Below are 25599 nucleotides of genomic sequence, written 5' to 3'. Positions count from 1 at the left end.
TCATAAACAAAATAAAGGAGGGTGAGCAATGGAAAACGAACCAAAAGAGACTGGATTAGGAATTTTAATTAAAAAGCTACTACAAGAGCAGTCAATGTCTATGCGTACGCTGAGCAAGCAGTCAAGGATAAACGTTGCAACAATCTCCCGAATTATAAATGGGAAACAAACAGCGCGCCCCAAGCATTTGGAGCAAATTGGTGAGTGTCTTGGTGTATCAATGGATCGCTTATTTTTGGCCGCCGGTTACCCCATTTCAACCACAAAGGAGTTCCTACCATCCGATATTCATACTTCAGTCGATAAAATTCAGAAAGTTCTAGAATCATCACAATTATTTGATTGGACATATACAACAGAGCAAGTACAGCTAGAATTAGAAAAATATGAAAGGCATGCACAGACTAGAGAGGGGAGTAGAATCATTAGAGAAGAATTTCAAGAAAAAGTGGAGACTGTGAATGGAGAAGGACCGTTCATTGATCAATTAAAAGAGATGTATGTGCAATTCTGTCATGATGAGACTCAACCACTAGAACGGGCTGTGATTGGTAGTGCACTTTTGTACTTTATCTTGTCGGTCGACATTATTCCTGATTATGTTTTTCCCATTGGATATCTGGATGACGCGATTGCGGTTCAATTGACCTTGCAGAAGTTAGGAAGGTTGCAGGAGAAAGAAGAAAAGGGGAATTAGAGACAAACCACCCGATAATGATCGGACAAAAAACGGAATGTGGAATATGTTAAGGAAGATGATCGGTTTTCTTGCGTGGGTACATACGTTTGGTTTATGATGAACAGACGAGAATTTGTTATACATAGAAATAGGCCATAAACTAGTCTTAAAAAACCTTGTGGAACATTCATACAAAATAATAAGAACTAATTGTACTATGTACTAATTGTACATTTAAAATTATAAAAATAACATGGTTTGTGCAATCTCATACTACCCCTTTTAGCTCAAAGCCTATCTAGTTTAAACATCAATATCTGTTAATTAAGCTAAAAGGGGAGATGAAAATAAATCCTTGTATAATATTTCCTTTCATGTACAATTAGTACATAGTACAAAAATAGAAAGCAAGGTGACCCCCATGTCAGAACGAGAAAGTACGGGGTTTTTAATTAAACAAAGGGCCTTTCTTAAGCTATATTTGATTACAATGGTAGAAAAGAAAAATGGTTATGCCCTACAGATGCTTGATTTTTTACAACATGATTTCAAAAATCTTGGATACAAACCTAATCATGCTGAAATTTATCGTTCTCTTGATGATCTTGTGGAAGATGGCATTTTGTACCGTATAAAAAGACCTCAACCAAATATGAATTCCAAGCATAAGGAGGTCGTTTATTATCATTTTGTTTCAAACGGCGGTTATGAAGCTGCAATGCGTTATAAGACAAATGTAAAAACGGACTTAGACAGATGCATTGGGATTTTACGAAAAGCTGTTGCAGATAATTATTAATACAGATAAATATCTTTTAGAACTAGCCCGATTTCTCATTTAGGATATTGGGCTAGTTGTATTTCCCTTTGCAAGTGCTAAGAAAGATTGTCACAAGCAAGGTAAGGTTTCTCTTGTCTTTACATTTGGAAGGGTATACAATAGCAACAAACTTTATATCGACATGCATGAAGGTCTAAAAAAGGAGTGATATGTTTCATGTCTCCAAGAACAAAGGAACAAAATGATGCGATCCGAAGACAACGTATATTTCAAATACGTCATACAGCAGCAGAAGTCTTTTTAGAAAAAGGTATGAACATGGAGATGGGTGACATTGCTAAGAGAGCGGGAATAGGCCGTGGAACGGTATACCACTACTATAATAATAAAATAAGTCTCCTTGAGGATGTATTGCTTGAAGCGTTAGAAGAAGCAAAAAAAAATACAGATCAGGCCTTACAAACCACTTACTCACCATTGACTCGCTTGGAACAATACACAAGACTTCAGCTTAGTAGTTGGGTACAGCAACCGTTTATCTTTGTTCTATTTAAAAATTTCCTTCAGTCTGAACCCATTCCTATTCAAAATTACAATGAGCTACTGCAAGATTTTCACTCTTCCTTGTACAATCCTGTGATCGAAACGATCGAAGAAGGAATTCAAACCGGTCAGATTATTTCTATAGAATCGGGAATCGCTGGCAAACTCTTCTTAGGAACTTTAGTGGGAACCGCAGTCTCTTATATCGGTAAAAATGATTATTCCGATCCAATAGCAAATACCAACTGGATGGATGATGTAATTACTGTCCTCTTTAGAGGATTAAAAGCTTGATAATAAAAAACTGAGACCAAAGCCAAAGGGGAATCCTAGATGATTACGATAAAAAGTCAAAGCGAAATCAATAAGATGCACGAAGCAGGAAAACTTGTGGCTGCTTGTCACAAAGAAGTTGCAAAGTTTATTAAACCAGGTATTACCTCTTTTGAAATTAATAATTTTGTTCATTCCTATTTAACTAAGTCAGAAGCAATTCCTGAACAAATCGGATTTAACGGTTATAAGTATGCTACCTGTGCTTCCGTAAACGATGAGATTTGTCATGGATTCCCCACTCATAAACCACTAAAAAATGGAGATATTGTAACCGTAGATTTTGTTGCTAATTTACATGGTGGTCTGGCTGACTCAGCTTGGACACATACAGTGGGCACCATTTCAGAAGAAGCAAAGCACTTATTACAAATTACCAAGGAATCTATGTATAAAGGTATCGAACAAGCACTGATTGGAAATCGACTAGGAGATATCGGTCATGCCATCCAAACATTCGTTGAAGCAGAAGGGTTATCCGTCGTTAGGGATTTTTGTGGACACGGCATAGGACCAACATTACATGAAGAACCGCAAGTTGCGCATTACGGTAAACCAGGTAAAGGGCTCAGATTAAAAGAGGGTATGGTAATCACCATCGAACCTATGGTTAATCTAGGCTCATGGCACTCAAAAATGGACGCAAACGGTTGGACAGCCCGCACCGTCGATGGGAAGCTATCCGCTCAATATGAGCACACTGTGGCGATTACAAAGAATGGACCACTTATTCTGACCGAACAAGACTGAGCCTTCTCCCTAACGGATTCATTACTTTATACCTGTTTATCTATAGCTGGTAGATCCTCTTTTAAAGGATTACTGGCTTTTAAACATTGTATGGAGTAAACAAAACTGACTCAGGAAGGTATTCCCATTGTTAAAAGAGAAGGAGAGAACATGATGTGAAGGGAAAATACTTCACGCTATACCAACCAAATGGAAAGGTACTCTTACAACATGAAAAAAATAAAAAAGAAAATATATGAAGTTGATTTATATAAACCGGTTCAACAATATTTTAGTCATCTTGGTTATGAGGTTCGTGGAGAAGTCAACCATTGTGATATGGTCGCGGTCAAAGATAAAGAACTAATTATCATCGAACTAAAACGAACACTTACTATTGAACTTCTCATACAAGCTACCAAAAGGCAGCGTTTAACTGATCAAGTCTATGTGGCCATTCCCAAACCCACATATAGCCTCTTTTCAAAGAAATGGAGAGATATTTGTCATTTGTTAAGAAGACTGGAGGTAGGACTCATCCTTGTTACATTTGATGAGGAGGGAGGCTCTGTAGATAGTAAGCTTTCACCCGCACCGTTTGATCGGATAAAAAGTATGCAGCGTGGCAAGAAAAAAAGGGAAAAACTCTTGACCGAAGTGAAGGAAAGACACGGTGATTATAATATTGGCGGAAGCACGAAAACCAAGTTAATCACAGCCTATAAACAAACCTGTATTCACATCGCCTGTTGCTTGAAGCGCTATGGACCGCTATCACCTAAAGCTCTGCGTGAAAAGGGGACGGGGGATAAAACCTTGTCCGTTCTTACAAAAAATTATTATGGTTGGTTTGAAAAGATTAGTAGAGGAACTTATACCATTAGTGCGTTAGGTAAAGAAGAGCTACATACCTATCCTGACCTTATTAGCTATTATGAGGAATTACTATAACCCCAGCTAAATACCTTAGAGTGGGAGCACATATTCATCCATAAAGAAAACAGAACTTTTTAAATTACCAAAAAAGAGATAAAGGGAGAAATAAATATGAACAAACCTAATCTCTTCATTTTTGTTACACACAGCTTCTTTTTGAGTCAAAGGTATAAGAACCCTTCGTTTTTGGAAACAACTGTATTCATCAAAAGTTAAAAAACGGAGGATAATTGATGACACACAATCACATCTCAGGCAAAGGATTGCCTCGCTTTCCCGAGCCTTTTTGGAGAGATTCTATTAATTTACCTACATTTCAACCAGTAAAGGAAGACTTAAAAGTAGATGTAGTTATTGTAGGTGGTGGGATTACTGGAATAACAGCTGCTTATCTCCTTGTCAAAGAGGGATTAAAAGTTGCCTTACTAGAAGCAAATAACCTATTAAATGGGACTACAGGGCATACCACAGCTAAAATTACTGCCCAACACGGTTTGATTTACGATGAACTAATTAATCATATGGGACGAACTAAGGCAAGACAGTACTATGAAGCTAATACGGAGGCACTACAATTTATTAAGCAGACTGTTAGTGAGCATCAAATCAAATGTGATTTCAGTCAACAGGATGCTTATATTTATGCTACGACTGAAGAGTGCGCCAATAAACTGGAAAAGGAATTTGAAGCGTATCAACAACTAAATATTCCTGGAGAACTGGTTCATCACATCCCCTTTGATATAAAGATCCATAATGCCTTATCTATGAAAAATCAAGCACAATTCCATCCGGTTTCCTATTTAGCTCATATAGTTCAACTGATTACTGCAAACGGGGGACTTATTTTTGAAAATACGATGGCTGTTGATCTCGAAGAAGGCGATCAGCCAACCGTGATTACACGCGAGGGGCAACGTGTCACTGCAGATTATGTTCTTTCTTGTTCGCATTTTCCTTTTTACGATGGGTTGGGTTTTTATTTTACTCGTCTGTATGCCCAAAGATCATATGTGATTGCTGTCAAAACTGAAAAAGAGTTTCCGGGCGGTATGTATATTAGTGCAGATCAGCCAACTCGATCAATACGTTCTGCAACCTTCAATGGTGAAAATATAGTGCTTATCGGAGGAGATGGCCATAAAACCGGACAAGGAAAAGATACTCTTGAACATTATAAAGCCTTAGAAACGTTTGGCCATGAAATATATGAATCGAATGAAATCCTATATCGCTGGTCTGCCCAAGATTTGGTGACTTTAGATAAGGTTCCATACATTGGAGAGATTACTGCAAATCATCGCAACATCTTGATCGCTACTGGTTATAGAAAATGGGGGATGACTAATGGAACTGCCGCTGGATTGTTACTTCGAGACATTGTGTTGAAGAGGGATAATCCTTATGTGGATTTATATAGACCATCACGATTCTACATAAATCCGAGTTTGAAAGAATTCTTCGCACAGAATTTTGATGTCGCTAAGCATCTGATTAGTGGGAAACTTGAGATCCCTAATCGAGAGGCGGAAGATTTAACTAATGGAGAAGGAAGCGTTGTTCTGTTTAATGGAGAACGTGCAGGCGCTTATAAGGATGACAACGGACAATTACACATTGTAGATACGACATGCACACACTTAGGATGTGAAACAGAGTGGAATCATGGTGATCGGACATGGGATTGTCCTTGTCACGGCTCAAGATTTTCATACACTGGTGAAATTATAGAAGGCCCTGCAGAATTACCTTTAAAAAGATTACGATAGCAAACCCGCAATACAGCCACAACACAATAGTTGCATTAATCAATTGTTTTTTGTAAGATAAATGCAGGTGATAAACTTATGAAGCAGGTACCACAATATCTAAATGTTAGAGAAGCATTTCAGTTGCTTGTAAGACGATTTGGCATCCTACAAAAAGATGGTGCCCAATGCTGTGGAGTCTCTGTTATCCAGAGTCATGTAATGTCTGAATTACAGAAGAGACCAAATCTAGCATTAAACGAGTTATCTGAAATACTATCCGTTGACACGAGCACACTAAGTCGTCAAGTGCACAATTTAGTAGAAATGGAATTAGTGAATCGTCTTCCAGATCCAAAAGACCGGCGTTATGTTGTTCTATCTTTAACCGATAAGGGGGAGGAGCAAAATAAAATTATCGCTGAATGTATGGAGGTTTATATTGTAGATCTGTTTAAACAAATTCCTAAAGAAAAACACGAGCAAGTTCTAGAAAGCCTCCATCTATTAAGTGAAGCAATGGGTAAAAGTAAAAATTGCTGTACACCTCCTCTATAACCAATAGGGGAGTTTTAAAAAACAAATAGTTGCAAATTACAACTATTTTCATCGCTCTACGAAAAACAAACATAAAGGAGGCGTCACAATGAGTACGAAGGGGAAAAAACGTCTGTCCTTTTTAAATCGATACTTAACGCTCTGGATTTTTCTAGCCATGGCGATTGGGATAGGTTTAGGCTCTATCTGTCCTCAATTTGTTACTGGCATAAATAATTTACAAGTCGACACTACATCTCTCCCACTTGCTATTGGCCTCATTTTAATGATGTATCCACCACTGGCGAAAGTTCGTTATGAGGAAATGGAGCGTGTCTTTACAAATACAAAAGTACTGCTTTTATCTCTAATACAAAACTGGATTATCGGACCAATTCTTATGTTTGGTTTGGCTATCATTTTTCTAGCTGATAAACCCGAGTATATGGTCGGATTAATCTTAATTGGCTTGGCACGTTGTATTGCCATGGTAATTGTCTGGAACGATCTTGCCAAAGGGGATTCTGAGTATGCGGCGGGACTAGTTGCTTTTAATTCCGTCTTTCAAATGCTTTTCTTTTCTGTATATGCATACGTTTTTGTCACCGTCATCCCAGAATGGTTCGGAATAAAAGGTTTCGTTGTGAGTATTACCATGAAGGAAGTAGCAAAGTCAGTCATGATTTACTTAGGAATTCCATTTCTCGCAGGAATACTAACACGTTTTGTATTGCTTAAAGCTAAAGGACGACACTGGTACGAAAAAGAGTTCATTCCAAAAATTAGTCCTATCACCTTAATTGCATTACTATTTACTATTATTGTGATGTTTTCTTTAAAAGGGGATGCCATTATCAGTTTACCGCTTGATGTGATTCGCATTGCTATACCACTATTGATTTATTTTGTAGTGATGTTCCTTATTTCATTTATGATGGGAAAGAAAATAGGAGCAAATTATCCAATTACAACCACGCTTGCTTTTACGGCAGGAAGCAATAATTTTGAACTTGCAATCGCTGTAACAGTTGGAGTTTTTGGCATTCATTCTGGAGCTGCTTTTGCAGCTGTTATTGGTCCGTTAGTAGAAGTCCCTGTCATGATTGCTCTGGTAAATGTCGCCTTATGGTTACAGAAAAAGTATTTTGCAACAAAAGCCATCTAAATAAAATACAAGCCGATTTCCTTAGCGAACAGGTAATCGGCTTGTATTTTATTTAGATTCTAAGTGTTTATTTTTTTGTAAATATTGAATATAATATTATTTGTAATTCATTCCTATTATTTACAGTGTTAGTTACTAATTTTTCCTTATTCAATGAAAAACTTTTGATCGGTATTGCCCACAAATTCAATTTGGAAGGTGATGTTATGACTGTTAAGAAACTTTTCTTTTTGCCTGCAGGTCGAATTTTAATTGATCAATCCTCTCTTAATACTAATCTGCTCCCCGGAAAACTGATCGACATACCTATTTGGTCATATCTGTTGGAAACATCAGACGGCCCAATTTTGATTGACACTGGAATGCCCGATGTTGCTGTGAATAGCCCTGACCTATTTAAGGGTACACCGTTTGAGGACAGTATTATTCCTAAGATGAAGGATAGCGATAGAATTGAAAGTGTCTTGGAACGAACGGGGTATCTACCTGAGGATCTCGTTTGCATAATCAGTTCTCACTTGCACTTTGATCACGCTGGTGGTAATGGTCACTTTCCAAAAACACCTATCATTGTTCAACGCACTGAATATGATGCCGCGGTGTATAGAGAAGAATATATGAAAGAGTGTGTATTACCAGATTTAAACTACCAGTTCATAGATGGGGACCATAAACTACTACCAGGTGTCCAGCTTTTGTATACGCCAGGACATTCACCTGGTCATCAGTCTGTACTCGTTGAAACTGAGGCATCAGGAATGATACTCCTAACTATCGATGCATCTTACACCCGAGAAAATTTCGAACAAGGCGTTCCATATGCAGGAGTTGATTCAAATTTAACTGAAAAGTCGATCCAACGTTTAAAGGAGATCGTGTCAACTGAGAAACCGCTCATTTTCTTTGGCCACGATACTGAACAAGAAAAAGGCCGTAAAACGTTCCCTGAATACCTATAACTTATAGCCAGAAGGGGAGAATGATAGATAGTTTAAAAGTCTATTGGTAAAGATAATGGAGTAAATGAAATGACCTCAAGAGATGTAAACACCTCGTGAGGTCATTTTTGTTATTTTTTATTTCCGATCTCGAATATCCTTTTGTATCTGTCTGTATGCTTTTTTGGAGCCTCTCTCTAAATCACGCTGTAACTTACGATCCTCACCCTCTGGATATAGTTCAGGTGCGGTCAGCTCTAAGCTTACTCTTTTACAATTAACTTCAATAAATTCCCTCTTATATAATACAGTGAGATTATTGTAGTTATCTTTTTTCTTATACACAATCCCAAAATCGTTGTGTTCCAATAATTTGACTTTGTCTCCAACCTCGTATTCATACGTATCTTCTTGTTCCTCAGAGATTATTTCTGCTTTTTTCTTTTTATTTTCACGTGAATCAATTTCATAAAGGCTTTTTCCAAAAATAATTAGACTATCCCTACGGGATTAATGCTGTTTTTTTGAAAAAATTAAGCTGCTACTTTCATCCTACTTGCCAGTTCCTACGAATTCGATCCACTGCTAACTTGGATGCATTATAAACAAGAGTAACCAAGTCAAAATGGACTTTTGCCCTCTTTCCTGTGCGATATCGGACATTGTTTAGCTGAAAGAACTCCTTCAAATAAGCATGTACTCGCTCTACGGCTGTTCTCTGGTCATATAGTTCTTCCCACGTTTTTGTTCCTCTGGCTGGCGCGGTGTACTTTCGAAGATCGGTTTCAGCCTTAATTTTATAGACTTTTTGACAGAGAGAATCCTGATTCAATGGACAGTCTTTACATTCTTTTGGCCGTACAAATTTCAACGTTTTGTACTTCTTATCATAACTGTCGTAACGATAAGAGCATTCTCGGACACAAGTTGGCGCAAAATGTGAATCGAATCCAACCATTTCTCCTTCATTCCGCTTGTTGTAAGCAATAATCGCTTGTGCGTTCATTCGTCCGATTTGTTGATAGATCGGGACATAGTCATATCCCGCATCCATGATTGCATATCGCATGTGATTGGGAAGGACAGTTTGAATTCCTTTCAACAAAGGAATCGCTGCTTTCCCATCGTTCATACTTCCAGAGGACATGAGGGAGCAAAGAATATATTGACTTTTCGTACTGACTGCAAGATGAGCTTTGTATCCAAACCAAAACATGTTCTTTCCATCACTATTTTTCTTTATTCCCCAAGCAGGTTTGATAGGAACTTGGTACCGTAGGTCCTCCAACGTCACATCCAGTTGAGCTGCAATGGTTTTTTCATATAAGGACTTCTGGGCTTCCTTTTCTTGCTTTTGCTTGTCGTAGATATCTTTTTCTGCTTTTGATTTACGTCCACGTTTTTTCAATTCTGGTTTCGTCTTTTTTTCTTTTGCCACACCTCGATCACGGGATTCAAAATGGGTTGCATCGATGGCAATTGCTTCATCGCCTATGAACCCTTCCTGTATCGCTTGCAACAGTAACTTGTCTTGGACTTTATTGAGGTGTGCTGTTTCAGAAAGCTTCTGAACGAGACGAGAGTACGATGCCTCGGAAGGAAGATTGTCAGAAAACAGAAAACCGCATTCCATTCGAAAGATAAAGTCATGTTTTAGTCGTTTTCGTAAATCTTTCACAGTGGGAATTCGTTCTACGATTCGAGCGACCAGAGAATATAGCATGGCAGCATAATTCAACTCGGTAGGAGCACCATAGATCGACTTTTTGGAAATAGAGAAAAGAAGCGGTTCAATGTCAAGAGTGGAGAAAATAGCCTCAAAACGTTTGGGAGGTTCTAAGTCGAATAATTCCTGTATATCAAATAGGCTTCCTTGTTTTATAATAGACATTGGGAGTCACCACCACCTCTTAAGTTTGGGTCGCACTTAACTTATTAGAGATTTGGGGAGGTACTCCTTTTTCTATGCTCAAAAACTCTTGGGCCCGTAGGGCTCTGATTTATGAAATTGATTCACGTATCAGGTTTAGATTATATTCTTTATTCTTCATATAATCTGCTGCTCTTTGAAGAACACTTTCACGCAGATTCATTTTCTTGGAAATCCATAACGCATTACTTTCTCCGGATTGTCCAATCAGCAATTTATACATAGGTATTAATGTTTCACTATTAAATTGCATAGCAGCATTCATGAAATCACGATGGTTCTCTGAATAACGTTTTATTTCACCATAATGCGTAGTCGCAACAGTGATGCATCCCATATGATAAAACTCTTCTAAAATCGCTATAGCAAGTGCCGTGCCTTCATTAGGCTCTGTACCACTACCGATTTCATCGAACAGTAATAGGGTATTATTGGTAGCGTCTCGCATGATTTCGGAGATGTTTTTGATATGGGAAGAAAAAGTACTCAAAGCATTCTCTAGACTTTGATTATCACCTATATCAGCAAAGATATTATCAAAAATTGCGACCTCTGTTGACGTATCAGCCTTACTATGGAATCCGGCCATCGTGGCTAATGCTACTAATCCAATCGTTTTTAGTACAATTGTTTTGCCACCAGCATTGGGACCTGTGATCACTAAGCTCCTATAATGATTACCAATCTCAAAATCTAAAGGAACAGCCTCACCTTGTAATAGAGGATGTGTACTTGCAACTAATTTCATATGGCCATGCTTATTAAGCGTAGGCTCAATACCATCAATACTTTTACTGTATTTTCCTTTTGCAAAGATCATGTCATATTGGCTAATTAGGTCAATATTAATCTTGATGTTATGCATTTCTTCGACAATCATTCCAGATAAAGTGGCAAGAATCTGGTATTCTTCCATCACTTCATCTGCTTTGAGTGTAGTCAATTCCACATTTAACTTAGCAATCGTAGCAGGTTCAATAAACACAGTTGAACCTTTGGAGGAGACTTCAACAATTGCTCCTGCAACATGGTTTTTATATGAAGCCTTAATAGGAACGGTATATCTGTCGTCTTTTTTACTAATGAAAAAATCTTGGATATACTCTTTATTTGCACTGCTTCTTAGGAATTTGTTTAGCCTATCTTCAATTTTTTCTTCTGATGCCATGATGTGACCCCTGATTCGCTTTAACTCTTTGCTTGCTTGGGAATCTACACGGGTACCCTTAATAGAAAAATGAATCGACTCTTCGATAGTAGTGAATTCTGACATGGAGTGGGCATACGAGCAAAGGACAGGAGCGAAGAATTCTTTGGCCCGCATAAATGTCTTTATTTTTCTACAACCTCGTAAAAAATCTGCAAAACCCACCAATTCTGATGGCTCTAGAATCATTCCCTTTTCCAGTTTATCCATCATGTTTGCAATGTTAGAAGTACCTAACAAAGGAACGTGACTTTCTGCATCCAAGATTCTTCTTGCTTCCGTAGTTTCATTAAGTCGTTGTCTGACCACATTAAGTTGAGAACTTGGTTGTTGCTTATCTAGGATTTTTTTACCTAAGTCACTGACACAATATGATTTCACGAGCTCTTTTAGCTCATTAAACTGTAATTTGTCAAAAGTATTTTTATTCATTTCTATTCTCCTCACAATGATAATGTAAATCATTATGAAGATACCCAGCTTTAGGTTTCAATGAGTTAAAAAGAAAATAAAAAAAGCTGCGGGGATACCACAGCTTTTCATACATTCATAAGGCAAATGTAAAACCAATAACTATTACATGTACTAGCATAAAAAACGCATAGATACGGAATAGAATGGGATTACATGCTTTCTAAAAGTATGGTAGGTATCTTCATAGGTAAACTAAATAAATCAATGAAAAAATAAGGGTATCCATTACAATCAAATATACCCATCACAATGATTTATTTCATTAAATTTTCCTATTTAGAAGATACGACCAGACTCAAAAAAAGCACCTCTCATTATTTATTTTTGTTCACTCATTGAAATCTATATAACATAACCATCATACTCTATTTTTATCAATCAGTAAAGGAACAGAAGACTAAAAAGTCCGAAAATAATGCAACTTTACTCTTATGCATGCAAATTGTTTTTTTGTATTCACATACAAATATCGACAATATAACCTAAAATAGGTTATATTATTAACAATATAATTTCAAGTGGTAAGACAATTCAAATTATAGCTGAAATTGTATTAGAAGCACGAATAGTATTCATAATTTCCATATAACTCTCGACATAGGAGGTGCAATCAATAACGCAAAATTACTTTATGCAAACCAATATAAAAAAAGATGTACGCTATTTCTTAGACGCAAATATGGAAGCAGAGTAGTAATAATGGAGGATCAGACATGATAAAAAAAACAATTGTAGAAAAAGAGTTTTTACATCCCCAAGAAGATAATTTAGAAACGTTATTAACCAAAACAGCCCTCCTTCAAAAACAGCTTAAAGCCAATAATCATCTTAACCCTAAATTCGCTTCAGAGACATTTCTTTATAAAGAAGAGTTAAAAAAGAGTTATATGCCTGAAACAGGAAAAAATACAGAGGAAGTCTTTACGAGCCTTTCTGAAATGTTCGAAGGAAGTATTCGACCACATTCCCCATATTCGCTCTTTAATATGGTCCCATCACCATTGTTAGATACAGTGGCTGCAACAACAATGACGCAATTATACAATTCAAATAGTCTAATGGATGCTTTTGGTGGAAAAACCATATTATTTGAACAACGCATAGCAAGGGCCATTGGTCGTTTAGTAGGCTGGGATCAATCGTATGGGATTTCTTGTAATGGCGGAAAATTAACACTTTTTTATGCCATAAAATCAGCAATTTCAAAAATCGCCCCCGAGTCAAGACGTGAAGGCATCCCAAATGATCTCGTCGTGTTAACAAATGAGGGAGCACACTATTGTGTTGAACATGTATGTTCAATACTTGGATTAGGAGCGAATCAATGTATTCGTATTGGAACAAAAGAAGATTGGCGTATGGATATAGATAAATTAAAACAGGTTATTCAAGAGCAATTAGCTAAAGGAAAGCGTATTGCAGCCATTGTATGCTGCGGTGGAACCACAATTAATTTTGCTTGTGATGATACAAATGAAGTTTATCAATGTGTAGAGCAGGTTTTTAAAGAAACGAACCAAACGTATTTCCCATATTTTCATCTAGATAGTGTTATCGGTTGGCTGTGGTTTCATTTTATGGGTTTAAGTGAAAAAGAATGGGAACAACGAGTTGAAAATCCTGAAATCCGTTTCAAAATTAAGCGAGCAGTACAAAAAATGGAAGGTGTTTCTCGTTTTGACTCATTCGGTGTAGATATGCATAAAAATGGTTTATGCCCATATTCAACAAGTTTATTTATTTCAAAAACAGATGAATGTTTTAATCGCTTGAATGAAGGTACATATTCATACGGAGAAAACGACTATGAATCTGGTAATTTTCGTGCCTATCGATACACCATTGAAAATTCTCGACCAGCTACCGGCATCGCTGCTGCTTGGGTAGCAATGAATCGTTTAGGGAAAACAGGTTTTCAAGAATATTTAGTCCGACTACATACATTAAGTTTATTGTTTAAAAAAGAAATAGAAAACGTAAGTGGTTTGTCTGTTATTAATACTGCTTCACTCGGCTGGGAAATTGTTTTTACGATTTCATTTAACCGAATTCGATTAAATTCTTCCGATTTTGATTCGAGTGAGATTGCCAAAACATTCATTCAATATTGTTGGAACGAAACTAATAAAGGACGAGAAATTCCATTAATTAGTATTGTACCAGAATTTAAAGTGAATCCAGAGGATAGAATGAAAATTGCTTTTTTACTATACCCAATGTCTTTATTTTCTGAGGATAAAACGGGAGAGATTATAAGCAAATTAGCATCATGTATTTACGAATTTGAAATGAAAGTAATATCAGGTGAAATTGTAATTGAGAATCGTCTCTTAGAAAAACCAATCCGCTGATAATCTCTTAATAACAGAGATAAATATGATTAAAAAGGAGCTTTTTAATGGCAAAAACCTACATCGAAACCCTTCCAGAAGATGCATTTAGCTTTATTGAGGCCAAGCTACAGAAGCAAAAGAGACCTGTAATTAATTTAGCAATCGGAAATCCAGATGGTTCACCAAATCCCGTATTAGTTGAAAAATTAAAAGAATACATTTCAAATCCAAGCTTTCATGGCTATGGCGATTTCACCCCCGAAATAGGGAAAAAATTAAAAAAGGCGATTACTTCTTATTATGAACGTCGTTTTGGAGTGAGCTTATGTCATGAAACTGAAGTTTTAGATGTATTAGGTACAAAAGAAGGGATTTACTATTTGCTATCTTCTCTGTTAGATGAAGGGGACAGTGTTCTTGTACCATCTCCTTCGTACAGCGTCTATATGAATTGTTTACATTTAGTAGGAGGGGTTCCTATTTATTTTCCTTGTGACAAAGAAACCTTCTTACCAGATTTAACTCAAATTTCAGAAGAAGATTTACAAAAAGCTAAAGTCATGGTTCTTTGTTCACCAGGAAATCCAACCGCAACCGTTTTATCCAAAGAGTATTTAGCAAAAGTCATTGCCCTTGCAAAAAAATATGATTTTGTTGTTATACATGATTTAGCTTATGCGGAAATCTCCTATAATGATGTAGAAGTACCTAGTATTCTATCATTATCCGGTGGGAAGGATGTTGCTGTTGAGCTGTATAGTTTGAGTAAATCTTGCAACGTAGCAGGGTGGCGTATTGGCTTTGCTTTAGGAAATAAAAAGGTATTACAAGGTTTAAGAACAATGAAGTTCAATATTGATTTTGGGATGTTTTTACCGTTCCAAAGTGTTGCAATAGATGCTTTAAATAATATGGAGTACTATGCTTCGGAGCAAACAAAACGATATCAAGAACGAATGGATTATTTTGTGCCAGAGCTTCAAAAATTAGGATGGGATGTTCAAAAATCAAAAGCATCTTTCTTTATTTGGACAAAAATCCCTGAACAGTATGAAAAAATGGGTGATCAAGATTTTGTAAGTTATCTCTTAGACAATGCGGGCATCTTACTTTCACCGGGGAGTGGATTTGGTGCGGGCGGAGCAGGTTACGTGCGTATAGCACTTGTCAAAGACATTGTAGTTTTAGAGGAAGTAATTTCACGCTTAAAAAATATAAAAGTAAGTATGGCAACGTAAAAAAAGGTTATTCAAATATTTTTGTATATTTCGTATATAAGGAGGCTTGAATTGTTTCGTTATTCCTTTCTTGTTTTATTAGGAGCGTGTAGCATTGGCGTTTTGGCTATATTTGTAAAACTTGCGTATCGTAATGGTTTCACACTTGGAGAAGTCATTGGGAGTCAATATTTAGTTGGATGGCTGTTATTACTTTTACTGACGTTATTATTTTTTAGACACCGAGTCCCATTAAAACAAGCTCTTGTGTTATTTTTTGCAGGTACATCGGCTAGTTTAACTGGTATCTGTTATTATGGTGCATTACAAACAAGTATTCCTGCTTCTATCTGTATCGTTCTATTATTTCAATTCGTTTGGATCGGTATAATTATTGAGATGATCTCAACAAAGACATTACCCTCAAAAGAAAAAGTCATTTCTGTTTTATTCTTATTAGTTGGGACAGCTCTTTCAAGTGGCTTACTGGAACAATCCTTTCATAATCTTGAAATAAAAGGGATAATCTTAGGGTTATTATCAGCAATTTCTTTTGCATGTTATATTTTTGTTAGTGGAAAAGTAGCAGTGGACATTCCAGCATTTCCACGTAGTGTATTGCTCATAACTGGTGCACTGGTGCTAATCCTCATCGTTTTCCCACCAACATTTATTTATGATGGCGCACTTGGTAAGGGTTTATGGAAATATGGAATAGCTTTAGGAACTTTTAGTATTGTAATTCCTTCTATTGCCTTCTCAATTGGAATTCCGAAAATCGGTTCTGGGCTTGCTACTATTCTTGCGACAGCTGAGTTGCCAGTTACAGTGATTTTATCTGTACTTATTTTAAAAGAAGCTGTCTTTTTCTCACAGTGGATAGGTGTTCTGTTAATTTTCATAGGCATTGCGATTCCACAATTATTTCATTTCACAGCTCGTGCATATAAAATTTGAAATTGCCCTCTAAAATGATTTGTTCATATCTTTAGTTAGATGTGATAGATCAACCACATTTCTGTCAGTTCTTGTGACACAAGTGTGGTTAAGGAAGGGAATTAAAGGGACGACAAGATTCATATTTACCGTTATATTAAAATGATGAATGACATAGGAACACCTCTTAAATTGGCAACACATCATACAGACAAGGCAAACAACCACTTTAAGAGGTGTTTTTCAAATTGTTTTAAAGTACCATTTAATTCCTAATTGGAGTACCGTCAGGAATAATATTTTGCATTGAGTCAGGAAGCGTAATTATTTTATTCCAATCAAAGCTGTATTTATTAAATACCTCCGCACTAACAAAGCCACGTTTAACAGTCCTTCCATTCTCGTGGTCTACTAAATATACAGTTGGATTGTTTTGATATTTTATCAATTGTGTGTTTTCGTTGATAACCTGTCCATCAGGGATGCCATCAAGTGACAAGAACGATTGAATGCCGTCCCATGAACGGAACAATCTAACATAAACTTCAGAGCTAACAATTCCTCTTTTCTTCCCATCCATAATCAAAAATACAGTGGCTTCATCGACAACCTTAACACGTAAACCATTGAATCGATTAGGATCGGAAACCTTCGCTTCAAGTGTTTTTACATTTCTTATCGTTTTTGAATCTATCCCTTTATGATCTGTTGAGGCATAAGCTGGAGCAAAATACATGCTGGCTAGAATTGTGCCAACCATCAGGGCTGCAAGACCTTTTTTCATTTCAAACACTCTCCTTGGCATAAATTTAGAAACACTTATTTATTTCTATATAATGGAAGCAAATCCTTTATTTGTTTTTGTTTAGTTTTAATAAAAAAACATTCAAATTATATTGACATTTCAAGGTTTAATTAGGATAATTTAGTTAAGTATTTGTTAAATAATAAAAATATACATAAAAATTTACTTTTTTATGTATAGAGGAGGAATGTCTATCAAAATTCATCTAGCCCGTTGTCGAGCGGATACAATGGGAGGTTTATCCATAATTTATTTGTCATAGATAAGAATTCGTAAAAATCTTGTCTCATACGTTCAGCTAAGGCTCTGCCAAAGGTTTGGTGGAGCCAAGTTTCTAAATAAGGGGGGTAGCTTTTATGCATGTAGAAGTAGTTCCGTCCTATTCATTGACCAATGCGCAAAAGCGAATTTGGTTTGTGGAAAACATTTATCCAGATCTGGGGGCAACGAATCTTGCTACCTCATTTACATTTTCTACGAGTCTTCATCATGATATTTTGATTAAAGCAATACATCAATTTATCAGTGAGAATGACTCGATTCGCCTCACAACTATCTTCAGCCAATCCTGCAATGATAATAAATTCCCAATGCAAATCATTGCCGAAGACATCCATCCATGTATACCCATATTTGATTTTCGTTTTCATCATCAGAGAGAACAAGTTATTCAAGAGTGGTTAAGCCAAACGACTAAAAAGCCCTTTTCGTTTTCAGAAGGCCCACTATATTATTTTGCCATACTGCAAAAAACTGACGCAGAGACGATGCTGTATATGAAGTTCAGTCATCTGATTGCTGATGGTGTGGCTATGTTGTATGCAATAAAAGAGATTGTTTCTTGTTATCAGCATTTAGCAAGGGGAGAAGAGCGGGAGAAGCAAGTAAAACCCTCCTATATTGAAATGCTTAATAGAGAAAGGGAATATCTTGAGTCCAAACGATTTTTGTTGGACGAAGCCTATTGGAGCAGTCAATTCGAAAACTTCCCAGAATTAGTTAGCCTTGCTGATCATGATGGGCTGTCTCGAAATATTGCTAGTGAACGCCATAAATTGTTCATACAAGATGATTTGCGTGATCGCATTGATTCATTTTGTGAAGAATTTGGGATAAGTCCTTATGTGTTTTTCCTTGCAACCTTCTATCTTTACCTCTATCGGATTACAGCCAAGAGGGACATTATCGTAGGACATATTATTAGCAATCGTTCAAATGTACGTGATAAACATGCGTTTGGCATGTTTGCAAGCACAATACCATTTCGTCATATGGTAAATCCTGATTTAGATTTCGTCAGCTATTGTCAAGAGATTGCCAAAGAGCAAAGGCAAATGCTTCGACATCAAAAATATCCCTATCAGAATTTATTATCTAAGGTGAGGGAGCAGCACCCAAATGTACAGCAGCTATTTACAATTGCAATGGAATTTCAGGTATTAGAATTCGATATGCATGATGATCTGCATTATACATCTGACATACAATTCAGTGGATACGAGCCACAGGAGATAGTCCTACATATCAAAGACAGGCGTGAGAACAAAATTTATCAACTAGATTTTGATCACCATCTTGAGATATTTACTGAAGAAGAGATCAAGATATGGAGCGAACGATACCAAAAACTCATCGAAAACGCTCTGATAAACCCGATGAAACATATTGGAGAGTTAGATTTGCTTACTCTCGAAGAAAAAACAAAGATTTTGGTGGATTGGAATCGAACAGAGAAAGAATATCCGCTAGAGAAAACCTTTGTAGATTTATTTAAAGAACAAGTGAGACAGATACCTGGGCATCATGCGGTAGAGTTTGGGGAGAAAACGGTAAGTTACCTAGAATTAGATGAACTATCTACTCGTATGGCACATTCTTTGCGAAGAGAAGCTGGGCCAGAAAGCATTATTGCTATCATGCTTCCACGTAGCATTGAGATGATTGTAAGCATGTTAGCTGTATGTAAAGCGGGAGGTGCCTATGTGCCTATCGACCCTGATTACCCATCAGAACGCATTGCGTACATGTTGGAGGATAGTGCTGCATCCGTCTTAATCACTTCTGGAGAGCTTGATCTATCAAACATCGACTTTTCTGGTGAAAGGATAGATGTGCTACAGTCTCTAGCGGAAATGAATAATGAAACAAGTGTAAATAGCCAGTCTTTGGAGACACTATGCTTCCCGCAACCTAACGACTTGGCTTACGTCATCTATACCTCTGGTTCGACTGGCAAACCCAAAGGTGTCATGATTGAACACAAAAGCCTTAGCAATTTGATTTTTGCTACACGTGACTTGTATGGGTTTTCGAAAGATACTAGGATCATTCAATTCTCTTCATTCAGCTTTGATGCGTCTGTGCGTGAAATCTTCCCTGCACTTGCTAGCGGCAGTACAATATGCATGGATACGAAAGAACGCTTGCTTCCAGGAAAACAATTGATTGAGTGGTTGCATGAGAAGAAAATTAATATGGCAATAATTCCGCCCTCCGTAATGGCTATACTCCCTGATGCCAAACTACCTTACCTTCGCACTCTGGAGGTAGCTGGAGAAGCTTGTCCTGCTACTATTGCAGTTCGCTGGGGGAAAGGTCGTCGTTTTATGAATTCATATGGACCAACCGAAGCAACCGTATGTTCATCTAGTGGTGAATATGTAGAGACAGATAAATCAGAAGCGATAGACAAACCAGTACCACCGGATATTGGGAGGCCCACTTCAAATTGTAAAATATTTATTTTAGATGAGAACCAACAGCCTGTTCCTGTTGGTGTTATAGGTGAGGTGTACATCGGTGGTGCAGGTATAGCACGCGGATATTTGAATCGGGAGGACTTGACTAGGGAAAAGTTTGTCTATATTGAGTTTGAAGAGCTTTGGCAAGGGGCTATTCGACTTTATCGCACTGGAGATTTAGCCCGATTTTTACCGAATGGACGAATTGCATACGTAGGTCGGATTGATGATCAAGTAAAAATCCGTGGACACAGAATTGAAATGGGAGAAATCGAACAGGTTCTAGGCAATCATCCAGCCGTTAAGCAGTGTGTGGCAGTAGTGGAAGAAAATAGGAAATACAGGAAGAAGCTGGTGGTTTACGCTGTGCCGTTTTCTCGATATTTTGATCATTCTATTTCTCTAACAGGTGAATTGCGAGTATTTCTACAGAGCCAGCTTCCATTTTTCATGATTCCTAATGTAATCAAGATCATAAAAGATATTCCGTTGACTCCAAATGGCAAAATCGATCGCACAAAATTAAATAGTGTTGAATTAAACAGCAAGGATGATCAAACAGCTTATGTAGCTCCTGTCACCGAGATAGAAAGAGTTTTGACAAAAATTTGGCAGGAAGCACTAGGAGTTGAACGAGTAGGCATCCATGATCACTTTTTTCATATTGGTGGAGATTCCTATCGGTTACTATTTGCTCACCAAGAAATTAATTCAATATTCAGACGAAACTTACCGGTTATTGAGATGTTTCGTTGTCCCACTATACATACATTGGCACATAGACTCAGTCAAGAGATGAGTATCGTGCCAACATTGGATTCGAATAGAGAAATAGCTCTCAAACGAAAAGAAGCGATGCAGAAACAAAAACAAGCAAGAAAACGTGGGAGGTAAGAAAATATGCATGAGATGAACAGCGAGGACGTGCAATCCTCAGTTGCCATTATCGGTATGTCAGGGAGATTTCCGGGTGCTAAAAATATAGTAGAATTTTGGCATAACCTTCAGAACGGGGAAGAATCTATTCATTTTTTTGAGCGAAAAAGGGAAAAAAGTATACCAGCGATGGGGATTTTGGAAAATATGGCCGAGTTCGATGTAGAGTTTTTTGAAATGACCCCACGGGAAGCAGAAGTGACAGACCCCCAGCAACGTTTGTTCCTCGAAATTTCCTATGAAGCTTTGGAACAGGCAGGATATGATCCAGCGAAATATTCTGGGAGAATTGGTGTTTACGCAGGAAGTGGACAATCCGGATATTTATCCCATGTACATAGTCATCCCGAAATCGTAGATGCCCTAGGAAGCTTTCAAGTCATGATTGGAACACAACCTGATTTTCTTTCGACACGTGTCTCTTACAAGCTAGACTTAAAAGGACCTAGTGTAGCGGTACAGTCAGCTTGCTCTAGTTCTTTGGTAAGCGTACATATGGCATGCCAAAGCCTGCTGACATACGAATGTGATATGGCTTTGGCAGGGGGGGTATCAGTTAAGGCAGATCAGAGCAATGATCACGAATTTCAAGAAGGCAGTATTTTGTCGCCAGATGGGCATTGTCGTGCCTTTGATTCTAATGCACAAGGAACGGTAATTGGCAATGGTGTTGGGGTCGTATTGCTCAAACGCTTAGAGGACGCTTTGGCTGACAATGATCAGATTCTAGCAGTCGTGAAAGGAACAGCCATTAATAATGACGGCATGCAAAAAGTGGGTTATACAGCTCCTAGCGTCACTCAGCAAGCAGAAGTAATCAAAGATGCTCTTACCATCGCTGATGTTGACCCAGAAACGATCAGCTACATAGAAGCACATGGAACAGGAACAATATTGGGAGATCCAATTGAAATAGCGGCACTGACGGAAGCATATCGTGAGCATACGACCAAAACAGGTTTTTGTGCGATAGGATCTGTAAAAACCAATGTTGGACATCTTGATAGTGCAGCTGGAGTGACGGGTTTGATAAAAACAGTGCTTGCACTTTCGAATAAACAAATTCCCCCAAGCCTCCATTTTGTTGAATCGAATCGGCAGATAAACTTTGATCAAAGTCCATTTTATGTAAACACGAAGCTTACAGAGTGGAAGACGGGTGAACATCCTCGCCGTGCGGGAGTTAGCTCGTTTGGTATAGGGGGTACAAATGTACATGTGATCCTAGAAGAGGCGCCTGTATATGCAAAGAGAGAAGAGCTAACACACTCCCAGTGGAAAGTACTAACTCTTTCTGCCAAGACACCAACTGCTCTCAATAAGGTAAAAGCAAATCTAACAGATTTTTTGGAAAAAAATTCAGAGGTGAATCTAGCAGATGTGGCATACACGCTACACGTAGGAAGAAAAGGGTTTCCGTATCGAAGTGCTCTGATCGTACGTGAAACTACAGATGCGAAAATGACTTTACGAGGCGATAACATGCCTTCTACCTACTATCAAGATAACCCTAAGGAAATCATGGTAGAAGGAAGAGCAGTCCACAATCCCTTTGTAGTATTCATGTTTTCGGGTCAAGGCTCACAGTATGTGAATATGGGACGAGACCTATATGAGACTGAGAGTATGTTTAGAGAACAGGTGAATTATTGTGCAGAACAAGTAAAGAACCACATCGGAATAGATATTCGTGAGTTGATGTATCCAACTGAGGAGTTGGAAGAACAAGCTAGAGAACAATTAAACCAAACCATCTATGCCCAACCAGCCATTTTCATCATCGAATATGCATTAGCCAAATTGTTGGAATCATGGGGAGTTCGTCCACAAGCTATGATTGGCCACAGCATAGGTGAGTACGTCGCAGCTTGCCTTGCCAGTGTAATGTCATTGGAAGAAGCTCTGCACATGATTTCAAAACGTGGAAGCTTAATGCAGGAGATGGATAAAGGAGCGATGCTAGCGGTTGCATTAGGAGAATTACAGGTGCGTGAATTGCTGCAAGAGCATGGCAAAGAGCTATCATTAGCGGCAGTGAATAGCCCGATGTCCACTGTCATAGCGGGTACATATGAAGATATTCTTAGCATAGAGCGGTTGATGCAATCAAAAGGTATTACTTATAAACGGTTGATCACCTCTCACGCCTATCATTCGACGATGATGGAGCCTATGCTAGAGCCGTTTTATGAATCGTTACACAATATGACTTTCCTTGAACCACGAATTCCATACATCTCTAACATTACAGGTTCGATGATTACCTCTGCGCAAGCAACAGACCCTCTTTATTGGCAAAGACACCTTCGGGAGACAGTCCAATTCTCTGAAGGGGTTCGCACGCTGATGGAGGAGCCCAATAGTATTTTTGTTGAAGTGGGACCGGGACAGTCACTTGCATCCCTTGTACGTCAACACAGAGAAACCCAAGAGGATCAACAAACAATCATAGTTACAACATTGCCATCTGCCAAAAAAGAACAATCTGATGTGGCTAGTACACGAATTGCGATGGGGTGGTTGTGGTGCTATGGAATAGAAATGAATCAGGGTGCTTTCGTGGATCAAGAAGAACATCGTCGTGTGCATCTTCCAACCTATCCATTTGAAAGAAAGACCTATTTCCTAGAGAAAGTCAAGCCAACAAGGGATCAATTTGATACATTCAATCGGGAGAGAAGGGATATGGCTGATTGGTTCTATATTCCTGTATGGAATCAATCGAGTAGAGCTTGGTCTATTGAAGATGAGTACGCTTCTGAGACAAAACAAAGGTGGCTTATTTTTCAAGACGAGCAAGGCCTAGGTAAACAGGTATGTAATCATGTAGAGAAGCTTGGATTTGAAGTAGTGACTGTGGTTCCTGGGCGGAAGTTTTCAAAAATAGACGAGCTTGCTTATACGATCGACATCATGAGCGGAGAATCTTATCACGAGTTGTTTAAAGCATTGGATATGCACAATCTCATGCCAGACAAAATCGTTCACATGTGGAGCATCCAATCTATAGACGAGCAAGAACTATGGCATGATGATGAACAGATTGAGCATTATGGTTTATATAGTATGATGTACATTGCTAAAGAGTTGGGAATGTACGCAATAAATCAAACGATGGAAATCATTACAGTGTCAAATAACTTGCAAGAAATATCCAATGAAGAGATTCATCTGCCAATGCGGTCGACCATACTCGGACCTCTGCGTGTCATATCACAGGAATATACTCAGATAAAAACACGTTGTATTGACGTTCAACTGACGGATGTGTTCTCCCAAAAATCAGATCGATTTCTAAAACAAGTTCTTGATGAGCTTATGAGCGATACCTCTGATTTTATAGTCGCTATTCGCGGTGTGCACCGTTTTGTTCAAAAATTTGAGCAAATAAGATTGCCAAAAGAGAATCCTCTTACATATCCACACTCTTTCCGTGACCAAGGGGTATACCTTATTACAGGTGCTACTGAGGAAATTGGATTGTCAGTAAGTGAAGAGATAGCCAAATCGGTACAAGCTTCACTCGTTTTAATAGGCGATCCTGATTTTCCATCAATAGAACAGTGGGATAGCTACCTGCAAGCTCATGATGAAGAAGATGAGATTGCTAGCAAAATCAGAAGAATCCTACTTCTTAACCAAAATGGTAAAGAAATACTTTATTATACTGCTGATGTGACAAATGAAGATGAAATGAGTCAAGTGATTCGTATAGCGGAAGACAAAGTGGGAAGGATTACAGGTATCGTTTTTGCTGCGGAGCGACTTAGCTCTGGATTCATCCCGTTGAAAAGTAAAGATTCTTGCTACCAAAACATAGCTCAGCAAGTGTATGGCACGCTCGTTCTTGAAAAGATCATAAGCCATATGAATATTGAATTTATGATCCTATTCTCTCGTACATTCTCACTAACAGGTGGTGTAGGTCAGATGGACAATTGTGTAGCAAATGTCTTTTTGGATACATTCGCTAGATATCATACTGCAAAAGGAATACCTACTGTTGCTATTAACTGGGGAATGTGGAAAAACGATAATTGGATTCATAGCCAGACGGGGATGCCGTCAGAAATCAAGATGCATATGGAGCAATTGCAAGAAAAGTACGGAATCACAGCAAGTGAAGGAGTGCAGGTCATGAACCGTATTCTTACAAGCGACTTCTCTCAAGTGATTGTTTCTACGCAAGACATTCATTCTGCGATTCATGAATTGATCCACTACGATTCCGAACAACCAAATGCTCATTCGCACCGTGCCGATGGATATCACAATCAAGTAAGTCAAGCTTATGTCGCACCACGCAATGAGACGGAAAAGAAAATAACTGACATTTGGCAAGAATTATTCGGTGTTTCTGCCATCAGTATAGAAGCTAACTTTTTTGAATTAGGCGGTAACTCTCTATTATCCATTCAGCTTGTGACGCGTTTGCGAAATACGTTCCATAACGATATTCCCATGGATATTCTTTTCCAATCACCAACCATTGTTGAGTTAGCTCAAGCGATAACTATCTCTCAGATCGGACAAGTGGAAATGGATGAAATCGAGCGTATGTTGAGTGAAATAGAGAAGATGTCACAAGAGGAACTATCACAGGAGCTTGCAAACGAAGTATAAAAAGGGGA

General features: G+C 38.0%; 17 protein-coding genes and 1 pseudogene. 14 read left to right on the top strand and 4 right to left on the bottom strand.

Annotated features, from left to right (window positions below; translation table 11 throughout):
- Positions 1-28: 28 nt before the first annotated feature.
- From EEL30_18580 to EEL30_18540, 9 genes are all read left to right on the top strand, one after another.
- Positions 29-697: a DUF1232 domain-containing protein gene (locus EEL30_18580; GenBank protein QDX94116.1), complete on the top strand. Its 669-nt coding sequence runs from the start codon at positions 29-31 to the stop codon at positions 695-697.
- Positions 698-1100: 403 nt separating this feature from the next.
- Entirely contained in the window at positions 1101-1478 is a 378-nt protein-coding gene (locus EEL30_18575) for a Replication termination protein (GenBank protein ID QDX94115.1), read from the top strand.
- Between the two features lie 198 nt (positions 1479-1676).
- A complete protein-coding gene (locus EEL30_18570; protein QDX94114.1) occupies positions 1677-2297 on the top strand; it encodes a TetR/AcrR family transcriptional regulator in 621 nt (206 codons plus the stop codon).
- A 39-nt stretch (positions 2298-2336) separates the two neighbouring features.
- Positions 2337-3086 carry a type I methionyl aminopeptidase gene (map, locus tag EEL30_18565; protein QDX94113.1) on the top strand — a complete coding sequence of 250 codons (750 nt, stop codon included), beginning with the start codon at positions 2337-2339 and terminating at the stop codon, positions 3084-3086.
- A 210-nt stretch (positions 3087-3296) separates the two neighbouring features.
- Entirely contained in the window at positions 3297-4016 is a 720-nt protein-coding gene (locus EEL30_18560) for a hypothetical protein (GenBank protein ID QDX94112.1), read from the top strand.
- Positions 4017-4234: 218 nt separating this feature from the next.
- Positions 4235-5770, top strand: coding sequence for an FAD-dependent oxidoreductase (locus EEL30_18555; protein QDX94111.1), 1536 nt, complete (start codon positions 4235-4237; stop codon positions 5768-5770).
- Positions 5771-5848: 78 nt separating this feature from the next.
- The gene (locus EEL30_18550) at positions 5849-6307 is read left to right on the top strand and encodes a MarR family transcriptional regulator (GenBank protein ID QDX94110.1); all 459 of its coding nucleotides are present in this window, start codon (positions 5849-5851) and stop codon (positions 6305-6307) included.
- 88 nt (positions 6308-6395) lie between these two features.
- Positions 6396-7451, top strand: coding sequence for an arsenical-resistance protein (gene arsB / locus EEL30_18545; protein QDX94109.1), 1056 nt, complete (start codon positions 6396-6398; stop codon positions 7449-7451).
- Positions 7452-7657: 206 nt separating this feature from the next.
- Complete coding sequence (locus EEL30_18540; protein QDX94108.1) at positions 7658-8410, top strand: N-acyl homoserine lactonase family protein; 753 nt, start codon at positions 7658-7660, stop codon at positions 8408-8410.
- A 117-nt stretch (positions 8411-8527) separates the two neighbouring features.
- Here the strand turns inward: EEL30_18540 and EEL30_18535 are convergent, their stop codons facing one another.
- The 3 genes and pseudogenes from EEL30_18535 to EEL30_18525 form a co-directional block, all read right to left on the bottom strand.
- Positions 8528-8758 carry a hypothetical protein gene (locus EEL30_18535; GenBank protein QDX94107.1) on the bottom strand — a complete coding sequence of 77 codons (231 nt, stop codon included), beginning with the start codon at positions 8756-8758 and terminating at the stop codon, positions 8528-8530.
- A 178-nt stretch (positions 8759-8936) separates the two neighbouring features.
- A complete protein-coding gene (locus EEL30_18530; protein QDX94106.1) occupies positions 8937-10280 on the bottom strand; it encodes a transposase in 1344 nt (447 codons plus the stop codon).
- A gap of 118 nt (positions 10281-10398) precedes the next feature.
- Positions 10399-11958 (bottom strand): annotated as a pseudogene (locus EEL30_18525) (endonuclease MutS2).
- Positions 11959-12713: 755 nt separating this feature from the next.
- Here EEL30_18525 and EEL30_18520 point away from each other — a divergent pair.
- Genes EEL30_18520 through EEL30_18510 form a run of 3 tightly spaced genes read left to right on the top strand, consistent with a single transcriptional unit; the run spans position 12714 to position 16507 of the window.
- The gene (locus EEL30_18520) at positions 12714-14351 is read left to right on the top strand and encodes a glutamate decarboxylase (GenBank protein QDX94105.1); all 1638 of its coding nucleotides are present in this window, start codon (positions 12714-12716) and stop codon (positions 14349-14351) included.
- A 47-nt stretch (positions 14352-14398) separates the two neighbouring features.
- A complete protein-coding gene (locus EEL30_18515; GenBank protein ID QDX94104.1) occupies positions 14399-15571 on the top strand; it encodes an aminotransferase class I/II-fold pyridoxal phosphate-dependent enzyme in 1173 nt (390 codons plus the stop codon).
- Between the two features lie 51 nt (positions 15572-15622).
- Entirely contained in the window at positions 15623-16507 is an 885-nt protein-coding gene (locus EEL30_18510) for a DMT family transporter (protein ID QDX94103.1), read from the top strand.
- Between the two features lie 244 nt (positions 16508-16751).
- On the opposite strand, the gene EEL30_18505 is transcribed toward EEL30_18510, so the two are convergent.
- Positions 16752-17270 (bottom strand): hypothetical protein, encoded by a 519-nt coding sequence (locus EEL30_18505; protein ID QDX94102.1) that lies wholly within the window; start codon positions 17268-17270, stop codon positions 16752-16754.
- Positions 17271-17647: 377 nt separating this feature from the next.
- Here EEL30_18505 and EEL30_18500 point away from each other — a divergent pair, with 377 nt between their 5' ends.
- Together EEL30_18500 and EEL30_18495 are read left to right on the top strand one after the other, a co-directional pair.
- A complete protein-coding gene (locus tag EEL30_18500) occupies positions 17648-20926 on the top strand; it encodes an amino acid adenylation domain-containing protein (GenBank protein QDX94101.1) in 3279 nt (1092 codons plus the stop codon).
- Positions 20927-20932: 6 nt separating this feature from the next.
- Complete coding sequence (locus EEL30_18495) at positions 20933-25591, top strand: acyltransferase domain-containing protein (protein ID QDX94100.1); 4659 nt, start codon at positions 20933-20935, stop codon at positions 25589-25591.
- Positions 25592-25599 lie beyond the last annotated feature (8 nt).

This window comes from Brevibacillus laterosporus (assembly GCA_007833815.1).
Lineage (GTDB): Bacteria > Bacillota > Bacilli > Brevibacillales > Brevibacillaceae > Brevibacillus_B > Brevibacillus_B laterosporus_D.
Note: the sequence above shows the minus strand (reverse complement) of the source record. Positions and strands in the feature narration are given on the sequence as shown.

Bases quoted from the DNA above. Each gene is read 5' to 3' on its own strand.
- EEL30_18580 (QDX94116.1), top strand. From the start codon at position 29: ATGGAAAACGAACCAAAAGAGACTGGATTAGGAATTTTAATTAAAAAG.
- EEL30_18575 (QDX94115.1), top strand. From the start codon at position 1,101: ATGTCAGAACGAGAAAGTACGGGGTTTTTAATTAAACAAAGGGCCTTT.
- EEL30_18570 (QDX94114.1), top strand. From the start codon at position 1,677: ATGTCTCCAAGAACAAAGGAACAAAATGATGCGATCCGAAGACAACGT.
- map (QDX94113.1), top strand. From the start codon at position 2,337: ATGATTACGATAAAAAGTCAAAGCGAAATCAATAAGATGCACGAAGCA.
- EEL30_18560 (QDX94112.1), top strand. From the start codon at position 3,297: ATGAAAAAAATAAAAAAGAAAATATATGAAGTTGATTTATATAAACCG.
- EEL30_18555 (QDX94111.1), top strand. From the start codon at position 4,235: ATGACACACAATCACATCTCAGGCAAAGGATTGCCTCGCTTTCCCGAG.
- EEL30_18550 (QDX94110.1), top strand. From the start codon at position 5,849: ATGAAGCAGGTACCACAATATCTAAATGTTAGAGAAGCATTTCAGTTG.
- arsB (QDX94109.1), top strand. From the start codon at position 6,396: ATGAGTACGAAGGGGAAAAAACGTCTGTCCTTTTTAAATCGATACTTA.
- EEL30_18540 (QDX94108.1), top strand. From the start codon at position 7,658: ATGACTGTTAAGAAACTTTTCTTTTTGCCTGCAGGTCGAATTTTAATT.
- EEL30_18530 (QDX94106.1), bottom strand. From the start codon at position 10,280: ATGTCTATTATAAAACAAGGAAGCCTATTTGATATACAGGAATTATTC.
- EEL30_18520 (QDX94105.1), top strand. From the start codon at position 12,714: ATGATAAAAAAAACAATTGTAGAAAAAGAGTTTTTACATCCCCAAGAA.
- EEL30_18515 (QDX94104.1), top strand. From the start codon at position 14,399: ATGGCAAAAACCTACATCGAAACCCTTCCAGAAGATGCATTTAGCTTT.
- EEL30_18505 (QDX94102.1), bottom strand. From the start codon at position 17,270: ATGAAAAAAGGTCTTGCAGCCCTGATGGTTGGCACAATTCTAGCCAGC.
- EEL30_18500 (QDX94101.1), top strand. From the start codon at position 17,648: ATGCATGTAGAAGTAGTTCCGTCCTATTCATTGACCAATGCGCAAAAG.
- EEL30_18495 (QDX94100.1), top strand. From the start codon at position 20,933: ATGCATGAGATGAACAGCGAGGACGTGCAATCCTCAGTTGCCATTATC.